The sequence below is a fragment of the Streptomyces mayteni genome, from assembly GCF_054783955.1.
This window is the reverse complement of sequence record NZ_BAAGPR010000257.1, coordinates 1-1,488: the sequence shown is the minus strand read 5'-3', so window position 1 is coordinate 1,488 and position 1,488 is coordinate 1. Positions and strand designations below refer to the sequence as shown.

The 1,488-nt window shown below is 71.7% G+C and carries 1 protein-coding gene; it reads left to right on the top strand.

The features are described 5' to 3' along the window. Window positions 1–62: 62 nt before the first annotated feature. Window positions 63–1,488: acyl carrier protein (locus ACYVPE_RS39760; protein WP_461038721.1), on the top strand; the 1,426-nt coding region annotated here is incomplete at its 3' end.

The window sequence follows — 1,488 nt, the reverse complement described above, 5'->3', positions numbered from 1 at the left end:
GCCACCAGCACGGCCTGCCCGCCCACTCCCTCGCCTGGGGCCTGTGGGAAACCACCAGCGGCATGACAGGCCACCTCACCACCACCGACCACCAACGGCTGAACCACTCCGGCATCATGGCGCTCAGCGACGAACAAGGGCTCGCCCTCCTCGACGCCGCACGCACCACCGGCGAGGCACACCTCGTCCCGGTACGGCTGGACACCACCCTGCTGCGCCGCCGCCACGACGCCGAGAACAGCCCACTGCTGCGCGGCTTCGCCCGGCCCGCCACACGGCGCGAACTCCCGGCCGGTAGCCGCGCCGCCCCGGCCGGCGACGCGCTCGCCACCCAGCTCGCCAGCGCGACCGGCACTGACAGGCAGCGGCTGCTGCTGGAGCTGATCCGCACCCACACCGCGGCCGTCCTCGGCCACGCGTCGCCTGACAAGGTGGACGCCGACCGGGCGTTCAAGGACCTCGGCTTCGACTCACTCACCGCGGTGGAACTGCGGAACCGCCTGAACGCCGCCACCGGTCTGCGCCTGTCGAGCACCCTGGCCTTCGACTACCCCACCCCCCGGGTCCTGGCCGACCACCTCGACGCCCGACTGCCCGGCATCCCGCAGACCGACGACGAGCCCGCGGCGGCGCCCACGGCGCCGGCGGCCACCGGTGCCGGCGCCGACGACCAACTCCTCGCCATCGTTGGCATGGCCTGCCGCTTCCCCGGTGGCGTCACCTCCCCCGAGGAGCTGTGGCAGACCCTCACGGAGGGGCGGGACAGCATCTCGGAGTTCCCGCAGGATCGTGGTTGGGACGTGGACGCCCTGTATGACCCGGATCCTGAGCGGGCTGGTAGGACGTACACGCGGCAGGGGGGTTTCCTCTACGACGCGGGTGACTTCGACGCCGGGTTCTTCGGGATCAGCCCCCGCGAGGCACTGGCCATGGACCCGCAGCAGCGCGTACTGCTGGAAACGTCCTGGGAGGCCCTGGAACGAGCCGGGATCGACCCGAGCGGCCTGCGCGGCAGCCAGGCCGGCGTCTTCGTCGGCGTGATCCACCAGGAGTATGCGTCGAGCATGGTCGGCCCTGACTCCTCGTCCCCGGAACTGGAGGGGTACTACGCCTCCAGCACCCTGGCCAGCGTCGTGTCAGGACGCGTCGCCTACCACCTCGGCCTGGAGGGGCCCGCGGTGTCGGTGGACACGGCGTGCTCGTCATCGCTGGTGGCCCTCCACATGGCGGCCCAGTCCCTGCGTCAGGGCGAGTGCTCACTCGCCCTCGCCGGCGGCATCACCATCCTGGCGAACCCTGCGGGCTACATCTCCTTCAGTCGGCAACGAGGGCTGTCGCCGGACGGTCGGTGCCGCGCCTTCGCCGCATCGGCCAACGGGACGGGGTTCTCGGAGGGTGCGGGGTTGTTGGTGTTGGAGCGGTTGTCGGATGCGCGGCGGCTTGGGCATCGGGTGTTGGCGGTGGTGCGGGGTTCGGCGATCAACCAGG